22 protein-coding genes and 3 pseudogenes are annotated in these 19897 nt (G+C 49.2%); 2 read left to right on the forward strand and 23 right to left on the reverse strand.

Annotation, left to right across the window (positions count from 1 at the left end):
- Positions 1 to 26: 26 nt before the first annotated feature.
- The 17 genes and pseudogenes from V1224_11850 to V1224_11930 all read right to left on the reverse strand — a co-directional run bounded on the left by V1224_11850 (position 27) and on the right by V1224_11930 (position 12893).
- Positions 27 to 734 carry a phosphoribosylanthranilate isomerase gene (locus V1224_11850; protein WWR15167.1) on the reverse strand — a complete coding sequence of 236 codons (708 nt, stop codon included), beginning with the start codon at positions 732 to 734 and terminating at the stop codon, positions 27 to 29.
- Positions 731 to 1546: an indole-3-glycerol phosphate synthase TrpC gene (gene trpC / locus V1224_11855; protein WWR15168.1), complete on the reverse strand. Its 816-nt coding sequence runs from the start codon at positions 1544 to 1546 to the stop codon at positions 731 to 733. The genes V1224_11850 and trpC overlap by 4 nt, the downstream gene beginning before the upstream one ends.
- A complete protein-coding gene (gene trpD, locus V1224_11860) occupies positions 1543 to 2571 on the reverse strand; it encodes an anthranilate phosphoribosyltransferase (GenBank protein ID WWR17478.1) in 1029 nt (342 codons plus the stop codon). Before trpD ends, trpC begins: the two co-directional genes overlap by 4 nt.
- A gap of 278 nt (positions 2572 to 2849) precedes the next feature.
- Positions 2850 to 3617 carry an ATP-binding protein gene (locus V1224_11865; protein WWR15169.1) on the reverse strand — a complete coding sequence of 256 codons (768 nt, stop codon included), beginning with the start codon at positions 3615 to 3617 and terminating at the stop codon, positions 2850 to 2852.
- A complete protein-coding gene (gene istA, locus V1224_11870; protein ID WWR15170.1) occupies positions 3614 to 5170 on the reverse strand; it encodes an IS21 family transposase in 1557 nt (518 codons plus the stop codon). Before istA ends, V1224_11865 begins: the two co-directional genes overlap by 4 nt.
- Before the next feature lie 292 nt (positions 5171 to 5462).
- Positions 5463 to 6305, reverse strand: a complete 843-nt coding sequence (locus V1224_11875; protein ID WWR15171.1) for a PD-(D/E)XK nuclease family transposase — start codon at positions 6303 to 6305, stop codon at positions 5463 to 5465.
- 76 nt (positions 6306 to 6381) lie between these two features.
- On the reverse strand, positions 6382 to 6564 hold the full coding sequence (locus V1224_11880) for a transposon-encoded TnpW family protein (GenBank protein WWR15172.1): 183 nt from the start codon (positions 6562 to 6564) through the stop codon (positions 6382 to 6384).
- 30 nt (positions 6565 to 6594) lie between these two features.
- Complete coding sequence (locus V1224_11885; protein ID WWR15173.1) at positions 6595 to 7452, reverse strand: ATP-binding protein; 858 nt, start codon at positions 7450 to 7452, stop codon at positions 6595 to 6597.
- Positions 7449 to 8230, reverse strand: a pseudogene (locus V1224_11890) (phage replisome organizer N-terminal domain-containing protein). Before V1224_11890 ends, V1224_11885 begins: the two are co-directional and overlap by 4 nt.
- Positions 8231 to 8353: 123 nt before the next feature.
- A complete protein-coding gene (locus tag V1224_11895; protein WWR15174.1) occupies positions 8354 to 8752 on the reverse strand; it encodes a cysteine-rich VLP domain-containing protein in 399 nt (132 codons plus the stop codon).
- Entirely contained in the window at positions 8733 to 8903 is a 171-nt protein-coding gene (locus tag V1224_11900) for a hypothetical protein (protein ID WWR15175.1), read from the reverse strand. Before V1224_11900 ends, V1224_11895 begins: the two co-directional genes overlap by 20 nt.
- 161 nt (positions 8904 to 9064) lie before the next feature.
- Positions 9065 to 10456, reverse strand: a complete 1392-nt coding sequence (gene mobQ, locus V1224_11905; GenBank protein WWR15176.1) for a MobQ family relaxase — start codon at positions 10454 to 10456, stop codon at positions 9065 to 9067.
- 112 nt (positions 10457 to 10568) lie between these two features.
- Positions 10569 to 10838: a DUF3847 domain-containing protein gene (locus tag V1224_11910; protein WWR15177.1), complete on the reverse strand. Its 270-nt coding sequence runs from the start codon at positions 10836 to 10838 to the stop codon at positions 10569 to 10571.
- 78 nt (positions 10839 to 10916) lie between these two features.
- Complete coding sequence (locus tag V1224_11915; GenBank protein ID WWR15178.1) at positions 10917 to 11450, reverse strand: DUF5720 family protein; 534 nt, start codon at positions 11448 to 11450, stop codon at positions 10917 to 10919.
- Between the two features lie 5 nt (positions 11451 to 11455).
- Positions 11456 to 11914, reverse strand: a complete 459-nt coding sequence (locus V1224_11920) for a sigma-70 family RNA polymerase sigma factor (GenBank protein ID WWR15179.1) — start codon at positions 11912 to 11914, stop codon at positions 11456 to 11458.
- Positions 11915 to 11924: 10 nt separating this feature from the next.
- Positions 11925 to 12374, reverse strand: a complete 450-nt coding sequence (locus tag V1224_11925; protein WWR15180.1) for an RNA polymerase subunit sigma-24 — start codon at positions 12372 to 12374, stop codon at positions 11925 to 11927.
- Positions 12375 to 12497: 123 nt separating this feature from the next.
- On the reverse strand, positions 12498 to 12893 hold the full coding sequence (locus tag V1224_11930; protein ID WWR15181.1) for a sigma factor-like helix-turn-helix DNA-binding protein: 396 nt from the start codon (positions 12891 to 12893) through the stop codon (positions 12498 to 12500).
- A gap of 355 nt (positions 12894 to 13248) precedes the next feature.
- Between V1224_11930 and V1224_11935 the strand changes: the two genes are divergently transcribed.
- The gene (locus tag V1224_11935) at positions 13249 to 13608 is read left to right on the forward strand and encodes a helix-turn-helix transcriptional regulator (GenBank protein ID WWR15182.1); all 360 of its coding nucleotides are present in this window, start codon (positions 13249 to 13251) and stop codon (positions 13606 to 13608) included.
- A gap of 49 nt (positions 13609 to 13657) precedes the next feature.
- On the opposite strand, the gene V1224_11940 is transcribed toward V1224_11935, so the two are convergent.
- Both V1224_11940 and V1224_11945 read right to left on the reverse strand, forming a co-directional pair.
- Positions 13658 to 13834 carry a cysteine-rich KTR domain-containing protein gene (locus tag V1224_11940; protein ID WWR15183.1) on the reverse strand — a complete coding sequence of 59 codons (177 nt, stop codon included), beginning with the start codon at positions 13832 to 13834 and terminating at the stop codon, positions 13658 to 13660.
- An 88-nt stretch (positions 13835 to 13922) separates the two neighbouring features.
- Entirely contained in the window at positions 13923 to 15308 is a 1386-nt protein-coding gene (locus V1224_11945) for an MATE family efflux transporter (protein ID WWR15184.1), read from the reverse strand.
- Between the two features lie 123 nt (positions 15309 to 15431).
- Between V1224_11945 and V1224_11950 the strand changes: the two genes are divergently transcribed.
- Positions 15432 to 15986, forward strand: coding sequence for a PadR family transcriptional regulator (locus V1224_11950; protein WWR15185.1), 555 nt, complete (start codon positions 15432 to 15434; stop codon positions 15984 to 15986).
- Positions 15987 to 16054: 68 nt separating this feature from the next.
- On the opposite strand, the gene V1224_11955 is transcribed toward V1224_11950, so the two are convergent.
- From V1224_11955 to V1224_11970, 4 genes and pseudogenes are all read right to left on the reverse strand, one after another.
- A complete protein-coding gene (locus tag V1224_11955; protein WWR15186.1) occupies positions 16055 to 16408 on the reverse strand; it encodes a TnpV protein in 354 nt (117 codons plus the stop codon).
- Positions 16409 to 16447: 39 nt separating this feature from the next.
- Positions 16448 to 18328 (reverse strand): annotated as a pseudogene (locus V1224_11960) (DUF4368 domain-containing protein).
- Positions 18329 to 18422: 94 nt separating this feature from the next.
- A pseudogene (locus tag V1224_11965) lies at positions 18423 to 19379 on the reverse strand (type IV secretory system conjugative DNA transfer family protein).
- A complete protein-coding gene (locus tag V1224_11970; GenBank protein ID WWR15187.1) occupies positions 19366 to 19761 on the reverse strand; it encodes a PcfB family protein in 396 nt (131 codons plus the stop codon). Before V1224_11970 ends, V1224_11965 begins: the two are co-directional and overlap by 14 nt.
- Positions 19762 to 19897 lie beyond the last annotated feature (136 nt).

A 19897-nucleotide genomic window follows, 5' to 3' on the forward strand; every position in this document is an offset into this window, starting at 1 on the left:
TTCAGACAATCGCATAACGTATACTGTCAGCAATTTCCTGTTGCAACCGCCTGCATGACTCTTTTTATTTTCTCTCTGTCCTTGCGGCCCTCTGTCTCCACACCACTGGAAACATCCACCATATACGGGCGATATGTCCGTATGATTTGCGATATATTTCCCGGTTCCAGTCCCCCTGCCAGAATATACCGCCGGCCGATTCCGACCAGAAGACGATGATCAAAGCACTCTCCCGTACCGCCGCCGTTGTCGAGCAGTATTTCATCAGCCGCCGACCGCTCCGCCTGTCGCAGATCACCGCGCGATCGAATTCGAAACGCTTGCCAGACCGGAATATCCGGCAATTCCTCCTTCAAACTGATGATCTCTTCCTTCGTCTCCTGCCCGTGGAGCTGTATGACTTGTATGGCTCCCGCATCCACACAGGCTTTGATTCGCTCCGGGTTCTCGTTTACGAACACGCCCACCGCCGGAATCCGTTGGTCAATACGCCCCCGCAGTGACAATGCCTGCGGCAGCGTCACATAGCGCGCACTGTGACTCCAGAAAATAAATCCGATATAATCCGGCATAAATTCATTAACCGGACCGGCATCCTCTATCCTTCGGATGCCACACAGCTTGATCCCTGTCCTACGCGCAGTCCCGATCCCGACTCCAAGCCTGTTCGCCATCTGCATTCCGCTCATGCTTATGTCTCCGCTCCCCGCTGCAATCTCCGTTTCCCGTCTCACATATTTCCCTGCTTTCCTCTTTCTGCCGCCTTCCGGTAACGCGCCAGTGTAGTTTTTATGTCTTGCGCACGCATAAGTGACTCCCCGATCAACACTGCGTCCGCTCCCAGCCCGGCCAGCCGCTCTATATCCTGTGCATCCCTGACACCGGACTCTGCCACAAAAATAACTTCCTCCGGCACCAGCTTTCGCAGTCTGACGGCGTTCTCGAAATCCACTTTAAAATTTTTCAGATTCCTGTTATTGACTCCGATCAGTCTCGCTCCGGCAGCCAACGCGCAACGTATCTGCGCTTCGTCGTGCGCCTCCACGAGCGCGCTCATCCCCAGTCTGTCACAAACGGCCAGATAACGGCGTATCGTTTCCTGATCCAAAAGTGCACAGAGCAACAGTACCGCGTCCGCTCCCATTGTTCTGGCCTCATAGAGTTGATACTCATCAACCGTGAAATCCTTGCGGAGCATCGGCAGCAAAATCGTTTCCCGTATATCGCAAAAGATCCTGTCTGAACCGAGAAACCATTTCGGCTCTGTCAGACAGGAGACCGCGTCCGCCCCTGCCTCCTCATAGTCCCTCGCGATCTCCTGACAGGGAAATGTCTCCGAGATCACACCTTTGGACGGCGACGCTTTCTTCACTTCACAGATAAAAGACAATCCCTGTCCGCGTAGTGCCTTTTCGAACCGAAAAGACGCTGTCGCTTCCTTATCTGCCATGTACAGTGCCTGCTCTCTGATCACTTCCTGTGCCAGTTTCTCCTTTGCCTTTGCTGTGCGAATGCGGGCGTATTCCGCTAATTCTTCCAAAATCATCGCGTTCCTCCCATCCCCTGTCGGTTAGACTCTCTGATCAGTACTTCCAGCTTTTCTTTTGCCGCACCGCTATCGACCAGCTCGGCGGCTCGTGTGATACCATCTGCCAGACTCTCCACGACTCCACCGATATAGAGACCCGCGCCAGCGTTCATCAAAGCTGCATCCCTCTTCGGTCCCCGCTCCCCATCTAAAATAGCCCTTGTAATCTCCGCATTCTCCTGCGGTGTTCCGCCCAGCAGGTCATCCTTCGTACATCTCGAAAGTCCAAAATCCTCGGGACAGATCGTATATCTTTCAAACTCACCAGCCCTGATCTCACAGACACTGGTAGGCGCTGAGAGTGAGATCTCATCCAATTTATCCGTCCCGTACACAGCCATTCCCCGTCTGACACCAAGATTGGAGAGCACATGAGCCATCGGTTCCAGCAGTTCCTCACAATAAGTGCCAAGCACCTGTCTGTTCGCGCAGGCCGGATTGGTCAGCGGTCCCAATATATTAAAGATCGTCCGGATACCCAGCTCTTTTCTCACCGGTCCGACATATTTCATTGATGTATGATACTTTTGTGCGAAAAAGAAACATATGTGTATCTTTTCCAACAGTTCCACACATCTCTGTGGCTCCAGATCAATGTTCACACCTAGCGCCTCCAGGCAGTCTGCCGCCCCGCTGCGGGACGATGCCGCCCGATTTCCATGCTTTGCCACATTGATTCCGCCCGCCGCTGCGATCAAAGCGGCTGTCGTCGAAATATTAAACGATTTTGCTCCATCGCCGCCTGTCCCCACAATCTCCAGCAGGTCCATATCATGCTGTACAGTGAGCGCATGTGAACGCATGGCAGCCGCACTGGCCGTAATCTCCTCGATTGTCTCCCCTTTTACTTCCAGCGCCGACAGGAATGCCGCCGTCTGCACATGACTCGTCTCCCCGCTCATAATCTCATGAATACAGGCATTCGCCTCCTCATAAGTCAGATCCTGTCTCTCGATTAATTTTGCCGTTGCCTCTCTGATCATCATTGTCTCCCCCTTCTGAGCCGCCGCACAATACTCTTATGCGGTCTTCCGTTGATGCCCGCTCCCGTACAGCGATAGAATCGCGCCTGCGCTCCCTCCCTGCATTTTGGCGGACTGTCAGGTGAATATTATCCTCCTTGGGAGCCACCAGTTTCCCGCTTGAGAGCCACCTGGAAGTTTCCACCTTGAGAGCCACCCCGGACACAAGATATAGTAGTACTGCCTCTGTTGCTTCAAAATACAACAGAGGCAATAACATGTATAGCTTATTCAGACGATCATGATTCTATTTCGTCAACAAGCTTTTTCAGTTTCTTTGAATCATACAGCTTTCTCAGGTTTGTTTCATTTGTAGGGATTTCATAGGCATTATGGATAATCCTGTCCATGATGGAATCTGCCTGCGTTCCGCCGCCGAGCCTGCCATGCCATTCATCGACAGGATACTGTCCGACAAAGACGGTGGAATGATTCCCGCTGCGCTGTTCAAACAGCTCATAGAGGTTCTTGGCGTCTTTTTCGGAAATTTTGTAATTAAGCCACTCATCAAGGATAAGGATCTGATAGTTGCCGATCCTTTTCCTGTATTTTGTAAGCTCCCTGAGGTTGTCGTTCTGATTCTCAAAGTTACGCATCAGGTCAGGCATCCTGATATACAAAACCCTGTAAGTTTGTCTGCACGCTTCCACGCCAAGGGCGCATGCAAGGTAAGTCTTTCCAGCGCCGGTCGGTCCTGTGATGACAAGATTTGTTGCATTGGAAACAAATCCCATTGTGGCCAGATTCAGGATCGTGGACTTTTTTATCTGTCTGGAATCGTAATCCAATGATTCCAAGCTTGCGCTAGGATATTTAAAGTAAGCATTCCTGATCAGTCTGTTTATGAGCCTGTTCTCCCGTTCCTGTATCAGTGTTTCCAGAAGCAGTTCCAAACGCTTTTCGTAGCTTAGATCCACAAGTTTTATATCTTTTTCCTGCATTTCTATGATTCTTGCAAGGTCGCTTAATTCTAATACCGATAAACTCTTTTTTATTTCAATGTTCATTTGTCGTCTCTCCTTTTTTTGTAATAATCTGCGCCTCTGACAATTCCGAATTTCTGATTGTTTTCCTTGAACTCTGTGAGTTCTTTTGCACTGTTTATGCTCCTGGCATGGGAATATATAGTCTTATAATAAGGCATATGGTATTGCCTGAGCGCTTTATCACATGCTTTTTCAAGGACTTCCGGTGTATAGATATCCGCTATGGAAAGTATGGCTCTTGCTGTCTGCATGGGTTGTTCTTTCACTTTTGCCTCGTCAAACATCCTGCGGATTACCTCAAATGTTTTGGGGCCTGTTTCCCTTGCTTTGTCACAGAGATCTTCCACTGACAGATTTTTTTTGAGCGGCAAAGGAAGATGGGCTTGCTCTGTCCGCATACCGTTTGTCATATGTTTGGAAAGTATCGGATGCTTTGCTATCTCTGTTCTGTTATAATAGATAAATACAAGATGGCTGTTAAATTTGATATCCACCTTGTATCCGATATACCTGTATGGAACGGAATACTGACCTTTGTTCCACCATATATGAGAGTTGCTGCCGACTTTATGCCCATAAGACCATTCACAGACTTCATAGGGAATAAGCGGCAGGGCTCTCAAGTATGGTTTTTCTTCCGTTTCAAAGATGCTCCGGCGGCTTCCGGGGCGCTTCTGGAAAGGCTTGTCATTGAATTCTTTTACCGCTTTTCGGATTCCGGCATTTAATGCGGCTAATGATGGGAAGGTATCATTTCTGAGTTTTGCGATAACAGCCGTGGCAATCTTACCCACACTCCCTTCCACACTTGCTTTCTGCTTTGGCTTTTTGACGCCTGTTGGCATGATAGCTACGGAATAATACTCGCCAAGCGAAAGATACGCCTCATTTAGTATGATCTCACCTCTTTTAGGATGTGAGGTCACTCCGGTTTTTAAGTTATCACAGACAACTTTTACCGGTGTCCCGCCAAAAAACCGGAACATGTTTACATGACAGGAAAGCCATGCTTTTTCATCCATACTGGCTGCGGCTTCCACATAGCTTATCTGGCTGTAGGGCATAGTTGCAACAAACAGGTATGCTGTTATACGTTCCCCGGTATCCGGCTCCGTATAGCTCATTGCAGGGCCGGACCAGTCAACTTCAATCTCTAATCCGGGTTTGTGTTCTATGTGGCTCGTATAGTTTTTATCTGCCGTAAATTTCTTATAATTTTTAGCAAATGTTATATAAGAACATGCACGTGCCCCGTCTTTCTCACATCTGGCACAGTATTCTTCCCAAAGGAGCTTCTCTGTGACGCCTGTCTTCTTTAATTCCTTATGGACGTAAGAATAATCAACCGGTGCATATCTGGGCTTATATTTAAACTTATCCGGATAAAACAGTCCATAGAGTCTGTCGTCATCCCATTCAGAAATATCATCCCACGATCTGCCTGACTGTAAAAACAATGCCTGAACTTCGGCGACGGTGTTTCTGGATACACCTAAAACTTTTGATACCTCCCTTGCGCTTAGATTTTTTCCCAGAAGTTCGAGAATGCTTCTGACTTTTGTCTTCTTAAACATAAAAAGACCTCCTTATAGATTATTTGGTGATACTGCATTTGCAGTTCTCCAGAAATAACTATAAGGAGATCCATAATAAAATCAAATATACATGGCAGCACAATATGTTGTGGTGGCTCTGAAGGTGGAAAATATCCATTCCGGATGGCTCTCAAGCGGGAAACTGGTGGCTCCCAAGGAGGATAATATTCAGTAAAGGACTTTTTAATCATATTCACAAAAAATTTACATTTCAGGGCAAAAAAATAGAGCCAGGAACCTGTTTTTTAGATTCCCGGCTCTATAACGCTGCCTATGTGCTTCTATCAGCTTTCAGTTGTTTGACCTCTTCAAGAGAAAGTCCTGAAATATTAACGATTTCCTCTAAAGCATATTTGCCAGCCGCCAACATACGGAGCGCAACTTCTTTCATTCCCTCTTTCAATGTCTGATTCCTCATATCTTCCATAGCACGGCACATAATCTCGATTCCCTCCTTGCTCTCTTTGAAAAATCTCACCCTGTCCGCCAGTGTCCCATAATACATATCCGCTGCGTCTATGCAGGAGAAGTCATGCATTAACTTCCCGATTGGCGTATCTCCACGGTAAGCGCCATTTACATACAGTATGTGCGAACCGTCCTCAAATCTTTCCCCGGTTCCTAAAAAGCACCGCTCAATCGGATAGAGCGGCAGTCCTTTTCCCATTACGTCATTCTCTGTGATAAAGATTACCCACGTTTCCGGCAGCTTGTCGAAGTCCTCGCCTTTCTTCAAAAGGTTTGCGTCCATCATGCTGCTGTTGTACCTTGCTCTTTTTCTCCCGGCTCCTTTGTCGGAGCGCTGTACTTCTACATTCAGTTTTGCCCCTGTGCTGTCCGTAGCCAGGATATCCAACCTCACTGAACGGTTCAGCAGGTTCTCCACAAATACCTGGGTGCGGACGTCCAGCACCTTTAAATCCGGTTTTTCCAGAACAATCTGCAATACCAGTTCTATGCTTGCCGTATCTCCCTCAAAACACTTTGTGAGGAAGTCATCATCAAGCAGGCGAAAGCCTCTTAGCCTCTGTAAATCTTCCTGATGTTTCTGGTCTATCTGTTCCGTCACTGTCAATCTTCCCACCTGCTTTCCCTTCTGTTTTCGTATCTCCATACTACCATAAACCTCCTGATTTTACAAGCCGGGAGCCAGCGCATTTCTGATTCCCGGCCTGTTTCTATTATCGTTTTTACATCTGCTGTATCTCATTTTTCAGCATACGCTTGATTTTGTCGCTCATGGTTTCCCTGCTGGTCTTACTGAAATGAACCCTCACAATGTAGGTAGTCCGGCCAATCTTCTTCACCAGTGCGGGAGCGTCCTTATCTGGTGGCGTGGTGGTAATGTCCTCTGTGATTTTCTCGCTGCCCATAAATTCTCCTTTACATACAATCAGGTTTTGTTATCCCTTACTCACAATCTCTTTCGCCGCCGCTTTGGTCGCTCTGGCTCCTTCCTCCCGGAAATTTTTACCGGAAAAAAGAATCGGCGCACACCGTTCCAGTATGCGGTCATAAATCCTTGCGTGGACAATGTCTGGCGGGTTCTTGATTTCTTCCAGTTTCAGGTTTGTTGTGACAATCAACGGCTTCTTACTCCGATATCGGCTGTCAATGACGGTGAACATCTGCTCCATGGCATACTCGGTACTGCGCTCCACGCCTAAATCATCAATGACAAGCAGGCTGTAATCGTCCAGGCTGGCGATAAAGGCCGCCCTGTCCTCGGCAAACACGCCGGTCAGCCGGTTCAGGATAGACGGGAAATTTGTCATCAGCACCGGCACGTCACGGTCAAGCAGGGCATTGGCGATACAGCCGGCAAAAAAGGATTTCCCGGTTCCCACGTCACCAAAGAGCAGAAGGCCGGTATTGTCCCGGTATGCCTCCTTCCAACGCTCCACATAGGAGTGCGCTTTCTCCATGACGGGATTCTGGCCGTTATCATTGGCGAACGTGTAATCATAAAGGTATCTGTCCTGAAGCCCCTGTGCCTTCCGGCGTTTGATACGCTCCATGCGTTCCCTCTGTTCCTCCATGGCTTTCCATTCCTCCTGCGCCTTCTGCTGGCAGGGGCAGAGGCAGCGGGGCATGAAATAGCCGGAGCCTCCGAACCTCGGTACAACGGTCTGGCGGCTGCCACGGCATTTCTTACAGTGGATAAGCCCGTCAGCCGGTTCTATGTATTCGTCCCCGGCAAGCTCCATATCCCTGGCGGCTCTGTCTATGACCGCCCGGACTTCTGCGGTAATCTCTATCATATGGTTTCTCCTTCCTCCACGCTGTAATCCCGGTTACGGGCAGGCGGTTCCTCCTTCTTTTTGTCAGCCTTCGCCCAGCGCCGGATTGTGGCGGCATGGTTTTTATATCCTTTTCCACTGGATTCCATGTACTCGGACAGCCGCTCAATGTACCGTTCCCAGAGAGAGGGGAGTTCCGTCTGGAGTTCTGCCAGTTCTGCAGGAGATAGAAACACATTCCTGTATCTCCCATAGGCGTGCGCCCCGTCCCCCTCTCTATTCTCTATACTCTTATCTCTAATCTCTTTATCTCTATACTCTTATCTCTAATCTCTTTATCTCTATACTCTAATATAGGCGGACATTTGTCCACCCGGCCATTGGACGGACAAATGTCCGCTTCCCCGGACGGCAGCAGGTTCTGGCGTTTCAGCCTCATGCGCTCCTTTTTCTTCCGCTCCCCCTCGCTGGACGACTGGCCGATCAGCAGCTGGATATCGCTCATGTAATAGGCTCCGTCCGTCAGTATCTCCACAAGGCCAAACTCCTGGAATATCTTCAAAGCCCGTTCCACCGTGCCTACCTGATGCCGGGTAAAGGTGGCTATGGTCTGCACGGTATGGGGCAAATAGTCATTCAGCAGGAGTACGCCGTTGCTTTTCAGCGACATCAAATACATCTTCAGCAGGAGATTGGAGTACAGAAGGCCGTCCTGCATACTCTCCAGGATGACCATGGTTTCGCTGTTATAAAAATTCTCTTTTAGCTTGAGATAATAAAATCGTCGGTTCTCTGTCATTAAAGTTGCTCCTTTGGTTCAGAATGGCCTTTTGGGGGCTCTGTACGCATTTTAAAAGGGCTTTTGGAGTGTCGGTGATAAAAAGTATTGCCTCCCCTCCGACACGCTCCGAAAGTGCTTGATTTACAAGGCTTTTTCCGCTCCTAAATGCGTAGAATCATGGTATCTTTTCCGCTGTCGTTCTGCCTCCTTCCTCCGGCGCACCCTGGCGGCACATTCCCTACAGTATTTCGCCCGGTTGGAGCCGGGCAGGAAAAGAGCGCCGCACTCGCTGCACCGTCTGCTTTCCAGCCGGTGGTAAAGCGCCGTTTCCAGCTGGTGGTCTAAGGGCAACACCGCCACACGGAACCAGTGGCAGAGCAGGGAGTGGGAAATGCTCTGGACACAGACGCACCCCTCCCCCTCGTCAAGCACGATACACTGGCCATTGTCGTAGTTGCAGCACTCACGCACCAGCCGCCTCGCCCTGCGGTACTGCCGGTAGTCCATGGCCGGGATTCGCTCATGCCGCCTGTTTCCCATATCTCACCTTACAGCGGCACAAAGGCGGCTGCCCCTCCCTGAAAAGGAAAACCGGCTCCGGCGCTTTCGCCCCCGTAGGCGCTGGCGGCGTGGGCGGCACGGGTATCTTTATGGTGATGGTGATTGTCATGGTGATAAACTGCTGTGTCATAATTCCTGTTCCTCCTTCTTTCTGGCTGGTTCATTTTCCGTCCTGGCCAACTGTTCCGCTGTCTTTTTCAGATTCTCCACCGCCTTGATGTCCTCCCGCATGGCTTTCATTTTCTGATACTGTACCGATTTCTCCGCTTTCAGGCGGTCGGCCTCGGCCTGTCATTTCTTCGGGGTGATTTTTTCGCCGTTAGCTTTCAGCTTTTCCAGATACCGGACGGCGGCCTCATATAACGCCAGTTCCGCACTGTGCTTCTGTTCAAACTGCTCCTTTTTCTTTCCCGGCTTCATCTTGTCGAACTGGCGGCGGGTTCCTTTATTTCTTTCGCATTTTTCCCACATGAAGAGATGTTCGTCCAGCACTTTGATACGCCGCTCTGCGGTGACGATCTTTCCACGCAGGGCATAATATTCTTTGTTCATGGCAGCCACTTTTTCATAAAGTTGCTCCATGGAAGTGATGTGGTTGCCGTTCAGGAAATTGAACAGGGCGGCGCTTTCTTTCAGGTTCTTTATCTTCCCATACCGGGAGCCGGGTTTCCCCGCTGACAGCTGCACCTCATAAAGCTGCGCCATGATACTGTCTTTTCCTTCCGGTTTCCCCGCCTGCTCCTTTGTCCATTTATAGAGCCTGGCAATCCGTGCCTTAATCTCCTTCAGCAGCTTATTGTCGGCGGCAATCTGGCGGTTGATGTTTCCCTTCTCCGTGGCAATGCCTTTTCGCTCCATCTGGCTGGCGGCAACTCCCAGATGGATGGAAGGTATCTTGTCAATGCCCTGACGCTCATAGGAACGGTGGTCGATCCGTTCCGGCCTGCCAGCAGCCTCCAACGCTTTGTTGGCGTAGGTAGCCCAGGCAGCCCTCCACTTCTCTACATTTCCCTTGTCGTTCCAATCAGTGGTGTCCTCCCGGTGGCTCTTCCAGCCGCCTTTGCCGTTGGGGATTCTCTGGCCGTTTTCGTCCAGTTCGTAGACCTTCCGGCATTTTGCTCCCCACTGCCCGTCCTCCTTTAGCGGCCTGATAGTGAGCATGACATGGAAGTGGGGGTTGCCATCCTTCTTGTCATGGATAGAGAAATCCGCACACATACCGGCAGCGACAAAAGTATCTCTGATGAAAGAGCGGGCAAGCTGTAACTGTTCCTCCCGGTTCAGTTCTACCGGCAGGGAAATCTCTATCTCACGGGCAAGCTGTGCGTCACTGGTCTTTTCAACCATCTCCACACTGTTCCAGAGAGTATTGCGGTCTTGGAACTCCGGCGGGGCATGGGGCGGCAGGATAATCTCGGAATAAACAACGCCCCGCTTTCTGGTGTAATCATGGGTAAGCCCGTCCCATTCGTTGGTCATTTTCGTTCCGCTCCGGTAAGCGGCAGCGCCTACGGCAGACTTGGCCTTGCTGCGCTTGATAATCTGAACGGGCATATGGAAGATGGCTATGGTTGTTCGCCTCCTTTCGGCTGGGATAAATTGGCTTCGCTGGAAAGGGCAGACGCAGAGCGGGTGTCCTTTCCGGCGGAGCATACAAGGGGTTTGGGGAGTGTAGCTCCCCATTGCGTCCAGAGGACGCCACGCCCCCGGCACACCCAAAGGGCGTCCAGAGGAGGGCGCACGCACCGGAACGGTGTATAAGTGCGCCGTTGGATTTTTGAGATTGTTGCGCACCTTAGCTTCTAGGCTCGTTTTTCAGCAGCCACATGACTTCCGGCAGGCGGGAAATAGCAGATAAAAACGCCTTGACTTCCTCGCCGGTCATGGCGGTAGTGGCAGGGAAGATACTTTCCATGATTGCCCCATGCTCAATCAGGCGGCGTGTCCTGGCTTTCCGTTCTGCGTCCGTTTTCCGGTTCAGGAGAATCTTCTGGCGGTTCTCCAACTGGCGGATTTCTGTCTTTACTTTTTCCTGCTGGGCTTTCAGCTTATCTATATCTGACATTTGCAATCACCTCCTTTCAGACGGCAAAAAAGACAGCCGTTTCCGGTTGCCCTGCTGTGATTTGGATTCGGTTGTCTGTCACCGTTCCTGCGCCGGCGGCTTCTTATCCGGGTAGAGTTTCCCGGCCATAACAGCTGCATGGTTCCTGATTCTGATTTCTCCCCGCTTCTCACTGGCTCTGGCGTTTTTGTAGCCCTCATCAGAGAGGAAAAAGCGGTATCGCTCTCCGGGAAATCCCACCGGACTGTCACTGTTTAGAATATCCACCGTTACCATGTGTCTTGTTTTCGGCAGGAACCGCTCCATGCCTGCCAGGTCATGCCCCAGCAGAACCGGCTCCCCCTTCCCGGCTTTGGCGGCGGCAAGCCTCTGGCGGATAGAATTATCATGTTTTTCGATAAAGGCCGCCCGGTTATCCGCAATAAACTGGCTGCACTCTGGCTCTGTCAGTTTCTCCAGTTTCCGTATCGTGTTCTCAACAATCACTTTTGACAATAAATCGTCTTTCTTTTCCAGAACCGGCACAATCTCTTTCAGCCCGGCAAGGGTTTCTTCCTTCGTTGGCGCGGCATACTGGTAGAGCGTTTCCAGTTCGCTTTTGGTAAAATTCATTTCCCTCATTCCCTCCATTTCTTTTTCTCAAAATAGCCCCGCATTCGCTTTAATCCACTCTTAACAGTCTGCTGTACCACCGATACGCTCACGCCTTCCTCTGCGGCAATCTCAATCAGTTTTTTGCCAAGTATGTAGCGGGCATGGATACGCCTTGCCTGTATTTCTGTCAGATTCCCCATGGCCTCCGCCAGAAGTTCCAGCGTGGCAAGGTAAACCTGCTCTTCCTCACGTTCCACAAGAATTTCCTCCGGGGATTTGACGGTAAAATCAAAGGCGCAGTTTTCAATCCCGTCCTCACAGTCAAGGGAATAATACGCCTTGTGATACCAGATTTTATGGGTGCGGTTGTTTTCTTCCCTCCGCATAAGCAGCAGAGCCTCGGCCACCTCGTCCGATACCTCAATAAATGTGTCCGTGACAAAAAGCGGATAATAATACTTTTTCAGGTTGATTGTCTGCATAGGCCATACCTCACTCCGTCTGCTGGCGGCTGTAAAACTCACGCATATATTTCAGCCCACGATGTACGGAACGGTTTACCACGCTCTTGTCAACGCCTTCCTCTTTGGCAATCCGGGTAAAATCTAATCCCCTGATGTAATAGCCTTTAACACGTCTTGCCTGCATGGGAGTAATAACGGAAAACGCCTCGTCCAGCATGGCAAGCAGCTTTTCATGGGCGGCCTGTTCCTCTTTCATCAGGATAATCTCTTCCGCTGACGGGCTGTGTTCCAGTGCGTACTTCTCCGTCCATTCAAAAGCGTCCAGGGAGTAAAATGCTTTGTGGTAACGTGTCCGGCGGTCATAGTTGTACATCTCCCGGACAGACTGCACCATGACCTCGGCCACTTCGTCCGATACCTCCACAAACACGTCCCCGGTGTAGTAGGGATAACAGTACCTTAGATTGATTGTTTTCATGGCTGACCTCCTAAAATGCGGAGAGGACAGGCAGCGGTTTCCTGCCTGTCCTCCCCGGAAATGTGATAGGGAAAAAGTTCCCTTCACTGGTTAGCCCGAAATCGGTCAATCGTAGGGTCTGTATCAGAAAAATTTTTTGATTTTCTTCCGTACCGCTTCAATGCTGTCCTGTATGGCAGCTTTGGAGCAGTGGCAAAGCCCGGCAATCTCGGCATAACTTAAACCTTCCAATGCGTAGAGCAGGAACCGGCGGCGCTGCGCCTCGGTGCAGAGCGCAAGGGCGGCCTTAATCTCCAGTATGGTTTCTTTCCTGCATACCCACTGTTCCGGCGTCTGGTAGTAGCAGGAGCGCCCTTCGGTGAGGACTATGTACTCGTCAAACTCCCGGCTGTCCCAGTGCCGCCGCTTCTCATGGGCAAGGTTTTCTTCCTTGTGGTCGGCTCTGTTCAGGTACTCGTATACTTCGACTGTGACCTCTACGGACAGGGCTTGTCCGTCTATGTTGATGGTGACTTCCATCTTCCTTTCCTCCGTTCAGATTTTTTGCAAAGCTTCCTGAACGGAGTAGGGCGGGGAACGGCAACCCACTGACTGTTTCAATCGAAAATAGCAAAAGGCACACAGACAGATAAGAAAATCTGCAAGTATGCCTTTAAAATAACTTCTTTTGGTGAACCGTAATTCACTTACAATCCCGTGGTGGTTTTCAGCTAAACACTGAAATTCATACCGAATATATCAATTTTTAAAATTGTCCTATCTTTCAAATCACATCTCCTTGGAAAGATATGTACTTTGGTTTATATAACTGCGGAACCGTGTTGAGTTCAAATGAGATAAAGTGTATTGTAAAATACTTATGAGGTGAACCGCCATGCAAGAATTTTCTTATCCATTGGGGGATGCCATTAAAAGGGCACGGGGAGAACTGGGTCTGACGCAAAGTCAGGTAGCTGAAAAAAGCGGCATTGACGCACGTACCGTAATGAACATAGAGAACTACAAGGGAAATCCTAAAATGGAAGTCCTATATCCTTTGGTTCGTGCGCTCAAACTGGATTCCAGAGAGATTTTCAATCCTGAAATGAAAAGGGAAAGCCCCGCAATCCGCCAGCTTCGATTTATGATTGAGGAATGCAGCGAACAAGAGTCTGCCGCCCTTATCCCAATCATTGAATCTGTTTTATCTGTACTAAGGGCAAAAGGTGCCATTGAAATTGAATCTGATACATAACATGAAAGAGAGCCTGCGTCCCCATACCAAAGGAAGCAGGCTCTCCGCATTATGCGTCTGGCTCTTTGCTTAACGTCATTTTTAGCTGTACTACATTGATTTTGATTTCTTTCCTGCATTTCGGGCAGAAAAGCGGAAAGTTCAAAAGCACCGTGTCCCCATACACCTTCGTCCTTGTTTTACCTCCACAAGCCGGACAGTGAATCCATAAGGATTTATTTTTCATTACATCACACTTTCTTGATACCAATTCCTACTCTGCGGCTTGCGTCTGGTTTTAGAAATCAGCATACCTTACCCATTTATGACAGTTCCTATTTTTCCGGTGTTCCTGATTGCAAAGCCATACGGGATTCTTCAGCGGACAGTTTTTTATGAAGATTCAAAGCCATAAAAACAGTGATAATGGCGGCCAGAACATCAGCAACCGGCTGGGAGTAAATGACACCGTTTAATCCTAAAACTCCTGGCAGAAACCAGATAACCGGCACAAAGCAGATTCCCTGTCGGCAAGCGCCAAGAAAGCAGCCCTCCTTCGCCTTTCCCATTACAAGAAATAAGAAGGAGTACACGGTATAAAATCCAAAGAGGATAAATGACAGACCATTTGCCCGTAACGCTGCCGCACCAATCTGAATCATTTCGGTATCTCCTTTTGTAAACAATGCCATAATCTGTGACGGGAATATAGCGGCTATCAATCCAAAAACCACACAAAATATGGTTGACCACAGAACAGAGGTTTTAATCGCTTCATATAAGCGACTAAATTTTTTTGCTCCGTAGCTGAATCCGGCGATTGGCTGAAATCCTTTCAAGAAACCGAAAACAATCAAGGTTCCCATAGACATAATTTTTGTAAGCGGCCCCATGGCGGCAAGGGCAGAGCCGCCATATTCTTTTGCCCCATTGTTTATCATACTGATAGACATACTGGTCAGAACTTGAAAGAGTAATGTGGGAATCCCTATTTTCAAAATTTCAGACATTATTTCCTTTGAAAAACAGCAGTCTTTCATGCGAAAATGGAATATGCTCTTTTTCCGGAAAATATAGCACAGGTAAACCACCGTGGAAATCACCTGAGAAATAGCCGTGGCAATGGCTGCGCCGGCAACTCCAAGATTCAGGACGTAGATAAAAATGGGGTCTAATATCACATTCAGGACAGCGCCGGCCATTAACGCACACATGGCTGTCTTTGCAGCTCCCTCACTGGACACGATATTATTCATTGTGACATTGAAAACATTAAAAATGGAAAACGTGATGTAAATGCTGGTATAGGTAATCGCATAAGGCATAACGCTTTCCAATGCGCCTATCTGATTTAATATTGGTTTCAGAAATATGACGGAGCCTATAATAACAATCGCTCCAATCAATACACTGCTGTATAAAGCTGTACTGGCTACCTTATCAGCGGTATCTTTATCCCCTCGCCCCAACAGCCTGGAAAGATATGCCGCCGCCCCGTTCCCGAAAAGCAGCCCCAGGCCGACAACAATCTGCCCCAAAGGAAAAGCTACTGTAACCGCCCCCATCTGATCCGTACCTAATCCACCGACAAAGTAGGTATCTGCCAGATTATAAAGTGCATTAATCAGCATACCTATCATGGTTGGCAGTCCCAGTGCCAAAAGAGCCTTTGGTATTGGCACAGCCCCCAGTAGTTCCATTTTCTTGCTTTGCTCGTTCATGTCGTTTTCTCCTTTCGCTTGACTAATACTATTATTTATACTACTATAAATTATAATAGTTGCACAACAGAGAATATATTACTATAATTTATAGTATCTGTCAAGTATCAAAGGAGAACGAATATGGCCACAATCGACCTAATTGTACTGGGAATTTTAAAAAGGGAATCTTTAAGCGCCTACGATATTCAAAAACTGGTTGAGTACCGTAACATATCCAAATGGGTAAAAATCAGCACTCCTTCAATTTATAAAAAAGTCCTTCAACTGGAAGAAAAAGGATTTATTAAAAGCCGTATTGAAAAAGAGGGAAAAATGCCGGAAAAAGCCGTCTATTCTCTAACCCGGCAGGGAGAGCAGGAATTTGAAAAACTTATGCTGGAAATTGCCGCAAAGTCCATCAACATTTATCTGGATTTTAATGCTGTGATTGTAAACCTGAACAGCCTCTCACAAGAAAAACAGAATGTATGTCTGGCAAATATTGAGAACAACATCAAGCAATTAAAATCCTATCTGGAAGAAAACTTTCTTGCAAAGGAAAATATACCGGACGTTCCTGAAAACGGAATGGCAGTTCTGCAGCAACAGCTTATTCTTGCCAGGGCAATCGAAACATGGATTTCTTCTCTAAAGAAAAATGCCAGTAATTCTGACCTGTACAATACAGAAACATGATTCTATCAGCGCCAGACAAAGAGAGGCGGAAGGATACCTTTCTTCTGCCTCTCTTTGTTGTTCCCTGTTTAATTGTAAATCAGTTCATGCAAAATGATTTCCTCTGCCTGCGCCTTACAGTTATTTACCAGCCCTACCCATTTCATCTGGTCGGCTGCTTTCAGTTCCTCGGTCACACCGGCGGCCTTCATCAGCTGCTGCATAAGAATATCCATTCGCTCATTGGCAGTCTTGTCAATCTCCAACAAATGGGGATAGAGTTTTTCCGTCAGGAGCAGGCTGGTATACAGTCCTTTCCGGTGTTCTTTCAGATAGCGGAGCCTCATGCGCCCATACTTGTCGATTGGCGTGTCCGGCTGCTCTTTTAATACCAGATTCGGGAGATAGTAATCTCCAACTTTTGTATAAGTCAGTCCATTCATGTGTATGCCTCCTTGCCTTTTCTGTGGTATGCCAGCCGCCTACATAGCGGCTCTGGCTGGCATTGGTGCTTTCTGGGGTTCTTTCTTTGGCAGGCTGCTGGCCGGGATAAACACGCCTTTTTTCATATCCTCGGCACGGATAGCGGCTTTCTTCGCCTCGATTTCAGCCTTTTTCTTTGCTTTGATTTTATCCTCATACCGTTTTTGTGTCCCATTGGCCTTGCGTCGGAGATATGCCTGGTGCAGCTTGTCCTTGCGTTCCTCTTTCTTCCGCTGGGCTTCTAGTTCCTCCGGCGTGAGGTTCACTTCCCCGAAGTGGGGCGGTATGTACTTTCCTACGAAATTGAAGTAAATCTCAACCTCCTGCGTAGTTTCAATGCTGCCTTTCCGGTCACGCTCATGGACAAGGATTTTCTCCACAAACTCATTCAGCATGGTGGTAGTCAGGTTGTCAAAATTCTCATACTTGTCAACAAGGGCGATAAATTTCTCCGCTGATTTCCGGCTCTGCTCATATCCGGCGATTGCTTTTTCCAGTTCAGCAATCTCGCCGGAAAGGGATTCCTGCTCCTTTGCGTACTGTGCGTCCAGGGCGGCATATCTTGCGTCCGGCAGCTTGCCCAGCACATTGTCCTCATAAATCTTGCATATCAGTTTTTCCAGTTCCCCGGCCCGTTTCTGTGCCGCCGCCAGCCGTTTCCGCTTTCTGGTGATGTCGCTGGCCTGCTGCTCGGCCTAGGTTTCCTGAACCGCTTTGATAAACTCTGCCCGGTCATTTCTGGAATACTCCGCAATCGCCCGGAGCATATCGGAAACCAATGTCAGGACAGCGCTTTCGTTGATTCGGTGCTGTGTGGCGCAGAGGACGCCGACCGGAACCTTGCTATATTGGGAGCAGGTATACTGTGAGATACGCTTGCCGTTGTTGGTGCGGTGGACGTACATCTTACCGCCGCAGTCGGCACAGTAGAGCAGGCCGGTGAGCGGGGCGGCTTCTCCCCATCCGTCCGGGTAACGCTTCACATTGGAGCGGATTCTCTGCACATTCTCAAAAGTTTCCGAGTCAATAATAGCGGTGTGAGTGTCCTCAAAGATTACCCATTCGTTTTCGTCAACGTAGTGGCTTTTCTTGTCCTTGAAATGTTTGCGGGTCTTGAAATTGATGGTGTGGCCTAAATACTCACGCTTTTTCAGGATATTAACGATAGTGGAAGAACCCCAGCCATAAGGATCTTTAAACGTTTTGGACTGATTCACGCCCTCCCCATAATGGGAGAGGTGCAGGGAAGGTATCTCAATCTTTTCCTGTGACAGCCGGTTCGCAATCTGGTAGGGGCCGTATCCGTCCAGGGTCATAGCGAATATGCGGCGCACCACGGCAGCGGCTTCTTCGTCCACAATCCAGTGTTCCCGCTTTTCGTCCCATAAGTAGCCGTAAATGACAGTACCTGTCAGGTGTTTGCCGCTCATGCCTTTTGCCTTGAATACAGATTTAATCTTGCGGCTGGTATCTCTGGCGTAAAATTCATACATGATGTTCAAGAACGGGGTAAAATCATTCTCTCCGTTGGCGCTGTCCACCCCGTCATTGATGGCGATCAGCCGGACGTCTCTCTGACGCAGGATTTCCATGACCTGGCCGACTTTGAGATAATCACGCCCCAGGCGGCTCATGTCTTTGATGATGATTGCCTCCACGTTCCCGGCCTCCACTTCCTCCATCATGGCGGTGAATCCGGGGCGGTCGAACCGGGTTCCGGAGATTCCATCGTCCGTGAAATGGGTCGGGTTGGGAAAACCGTTGCGTCGGGCGTAATCTTCCAGCATGGATTTCTGGTTGCTGATGGAGTTACTCTCACCTTGGAGTTCATCGTCACGGGAGAGCCTCTCGTACAGCGGGGTAATCTTGGTTTTCGTCATAGCGTCTGCCTCCTTACATGAAATATGCTCTAAATGGGTTCTTCACTAACCATGAGAAAATCTCGTGATTAAGAAGTCATTTAGAGCATATATCACCGCTGGCTAATTTGTATTTCTTATACTGCTTGACCGCAAAGCAGTCCGGCTTTCGCTTTTCCAGCCCGGAAAACATATAGTCCACAGCGTTCATAAAATCCTCGTCATCTTCTTTTACTTCCATCTCGGAAATCATATCCACTAAAGTGTTCATGTTCCGATCCTCGGCGGGGCCCTCAAAAATGATATAGGCGATTAGGACGCAGTAGAGCAAAGTCTCTGATTTTGTCCAGAACGGGTCGCCCTCCTTGCCTTCGCCCTTGGTGTTGGAAATGAGGGCATCCACAAACTTTAGGATGTCGGCTTCGTTTCGGATATAGGCCAGCGGGTTATAGTGCATGGACTTGGAAAAGTCGATGGAATTAAAAACCTTGACTTTATACCTCTTTTTCTTTTGGAGGAAACAGCCCACCTGGGACAGCACCCCGCCCTTGGGATCGACCACCACGAAAGAGGAATGAGCCTGTAAAAGCTGGGGTGTAAGCCAAAAGCGGGTTTTTCCCGAGCCGGAGGAACCGATGACACAGCAATTTAAGTTCCGGGCGTTGGCCGGGATTTTGGGCCGGGTATTCATGGTGAGAAACTCCGTCCCGGTAAGAATAACATTGTTTTCAAACTTCGGATCGGCAAAAGGGCGTATATCTTTTTCATTTCCCCAGCGGGCACTCCCGTACTCTTCATCCCGCCGAAATTTCTTTGCGTTCTTGCTTTTTACATAGATCAGCAGGCGAAAGCCCGCCGCCCCTACAATGCCAATGAGCCAGTCAAAGGGATGGAGCCCCGGGGCGAAATCGGCAAAGGCCGGGCCGATGGTTAAGCCCAGCCCCATGAGCTTATGGGCGAAGTCCGCACCCGCCGCCAGACGGTAGGCCGTCCCCATTTTCAGACAGGCCCACAAAATGAACAGATACGGGATGTTGGGAATAAGATATTTCTTGATCTTATCGTTCTTCACGAACCACCTCCTTTGCCCGTTCTTTCGTTTTGGGCTTTTCTTTGGCGAGCTGATCCGCCGCCCGCTTGAGCTGTTCCCGGATGGGGATGCGGCTGGATTTTGACTTTCCAAGCAGTTTCCGGGAATAGCTTTCAAAACAGGCGGTGATGGCGTCCGCCTGCCCAGCCTTGAAAAACAGCAGGTATTTGTCCGGCCCGGTCTGGTAAAACGCATAATCCACATTGAAACGGCGGGCCATGCGGTCAAAGAGGGCGGGAGACTCCACCTCAATACTGTTTACATTGTCCCCGTGTCCCATGAGCTTTTTTACACTCTGCCTGCCGTGGGGCCGCTGGGCCGCCCTATGCCGTTTGGCAATCTGGCGGCCCGCCGCCTGGAGCACATAAGCCAGCCCCCGGGCCGTCAGTTTTCCGGCCCGGACGGAAATCGCTATGGAGCTCCGGGAAATTTCTTCGTCAATCAGTTACACCGCCTCCTTTCTTGGGCCGCCTTGGGACAAAGTGTCTCGAAGTGCCTTG

The sequence above is a fragment of the Lachnospiraceae bacterium JLR.KK008 genome, assembly GCA_037015955.1.
GTDB lineage: Bacteria > Bacillota > Clostridia > Lachnospirales > Lachnospiraceae > VSOB01.